Source organism: Methanobrevibacter sp. (assembly GCF_045577275.1).
Taxonomy (GTDB): Archaea; Methanobacteriota; Methanobacteria; order Methanobacteriales; family Methanobacteriaceae; genus Methanobrevibacter.
The window spans coordinates 1-2,163 of the sequence record NZ_JAZNIB010000138.1; the positions used below are offsets into that span (position 1 = coordinate 1).

At 31.9% G+C, this 2,163-nt stretch carries 3 protein-coding genes; 1 reads left to right on the top strand and 2 read right to left on the bottom strand.

Features of this window, described 5'->3' with window-relative positions:
- Positions 1-41 precede the first annotated feature (41 nt).
- On the top strand, positions 42-1,067 hold the full coding sequence (locus ACKI67_RS04295; RefSeq protein ID WP_407462159.1) for a multidrug transporter: 1,026 nt from the start codon (positions 42-44) through the stop codon (positions 1,065-1,067).
- A 146-nt stretch (positions 1,068-1,213) separates the two neighbouring features.
- Here ACKI67_RS04295 and ACKI67_RS04300 read toward each other — a convergent pair whose 3' ends face one another.
- Positions 1,214-1,717 (bottom strand): hypothetical protein, encoded by a 504-nt coding sequence (locus ACKI67_RS04300; protein ID WP_407462160.1) that lies wholly within the window; start codon positions 1,715-1,717, stop codon positions 1,214-1,216.
- A 15-nt stretch (positions 1,718-1,732) separates the two neighbouring features.
- The coding region (locus ACKI67_RS04305; RefSeq protein ID WP_407462161.1) for a hypothetical protein at positions 1,733-2,163 on the bottom strand (431 nt) is incomplete at its 5' end.

Sequence of the window (2,163 nt, forward strand, 5' to 3'; positions counted from 1 at the left end):
AAAACATTAAGTTTCAATATTCAATAATATTTGGTGAAAATATGTCTAGTTTAATTTCAATTCCCACATTGCCTCTTGTTGTAATTGCACTTCTTTGTGGGATCTTATCATTTATCAGTACTCGTTTAGTTATGCCTTGGCTTATTCATAAGTTGGAGCAAGCTGAAATTATAGGAAAAGATATCCATAAATCATCCAGACCCATTGTAGCTGAAATGGGTGGTATGGGTATAATATTTGGATTTATTATAGGAATCTTTACAGGAATCATTCTTTTCCCAACATTGACTTTCCAACTTACCGTTGTTCTTGTTGTAGTTCTTCTTGTTGGAATGGTAGGTATGGTAGATGATCTAATTGTTTTGTCATCTAAAGAAAAGTTGTTCTTACTGTTTTTAGCAGGTATTCCATTATGGTGGATTGCTCCTCCTAATGTTGGTCTTTTGTATATGATTCTGATTCCAATAGCTGTTTCAATCTGTTCCAATCTAACCAATATGCTTGCAGGTTTAAATGGTATCGAATCCGGTTTAGGGGTCATTTCAATGACTGCTCTTACCATCAGCTGCATAATTCTAGGTAAATATGATGTAGCTATTATCAGTATGAGTATGTTAGGTACCTTGATTGCATTCCTCTACTACAATATGTATCCTGCAAAGGTTTTCCCTGGAGATACAGGAACCCTTATTATAGGTGCTACAATTGCAGCCATTGCATTCATTGGTAGGGTTAAATTGATTGCTTTTATTGTTCTCTTGCCGAATATCATCGATGCTGCTCTCAAGTTCTACAGTGCAGGAGTTATGGAAAGGCAACAGCATAAGCCTACTGAACTGAATGAGGATGGAAAACTTGTTAGACCTAAACAAGGATTCAAGTCCTTGATCAGATTGGTCTTGAGAAAACCTGTTGATGAAAGAACAGCTGTTTTGATGATTTGGGGTATTGGCATTATATTTGGCATACTTGGAATAATTGTAGCTATTTTAATGCCGGGTGTAACTCATGATCAAACATTTGCTCAGTTCATCCATCTAAAAGATTATTTCTATTATTTAGGTTAATTGAATGAATTTTCATTCATTTTCCCTTTAACTTTTTTTTACTTTTTATTTTTTTAAGAATATTTATTCTATTTTGTCCTATTCTATTATTTTATCCTATTTTTATCCTATTTTTATCCTATTTTATCTTTATTCTATTCTATTTTTCAAACCCAAACCACATTTGCAGTTGTAAAACTATACTTGTTTGAAAATGCAGGATTGAACAGCTTATTTGTAATATTTTCAGTTTTAAATGAATTTGTAATGCTTTTTCTAACATTGTAATTTATGCGGTCACCTACTGATTCCTTCTCTTCCTTTGTTTTGAGATTAGGACAAGATGCATAGATCTTTAACTGTATCCTTGTTCTATTGAAATTGTCTTTTCCTTTATATGTCTCGGAAATTTTGACTATTTTTATGCTCTTTTGTCTCATCAGGAATTGCTTTTTTGGATCTGTTGAATAGTTATCAAAAGATTCTTTAGGATAAATTGCCAACCCATTTGAGGATATTCCTTCGTAAGCCCCATTTCTTGCTGATGCCATTGCCATATTCAATTCATTGCTGTCCATCACGGCATTGGCAAGAATCATTGCGCTAATAATTGCAAAACTCACCAGCAATATCAATTCTACAGTCATTTGACCTTTTTTATCTATTTTCATAATTTCTCCCATCATTTATCCTTCTATTTGTCTAATTTCAATCGAACTTTGATTGATTATGTGAGTTTTGTTGTCATTTATCAATCTCTTTTCAATCAGATAAGTTCTTCCCTTGAACAATTGTACGCTATCCATTGTTTTATTGTTTGTATCTACAAGATTTATTGGATTAATTTGGGATTTTCCTTTTTTATTGTTGAATTCAACTATAATCTCATTTTTCTTTACAATAATTGAGTAATGGTTTTCATTAATTGATTCTGGCAAGCTGATTTTTTTATTGAATCCATATCCCTTGGAATTCACTTCATTTATTGAACTTGCAACATGGTCAAGCAAAAATCTGCCTTCACTGTTCTCTTCAATTTCAATATTTGAACTTAAATTTTGCTCCAGCATTGGAAAATTTATAATGAGCAATAAAATCATGATTAATGTAGAAAATA

Coding starts and splice junctions, on each gene's coding strand:
- ACKI67_RS04295 (WP_407462159.1), top strand. CDS start 42: ATGTCTAGTTTAATTTCAATTCCCACATTGCCTCTTGTTGTAATTGCA.
- ACKI67_RS04300 (WP_407462160.1), bottom strand. CDS start 1,717: ATGAAAATAGATAAAAAAGGTCAAATGACTGTAGAATTGATATTGCTG.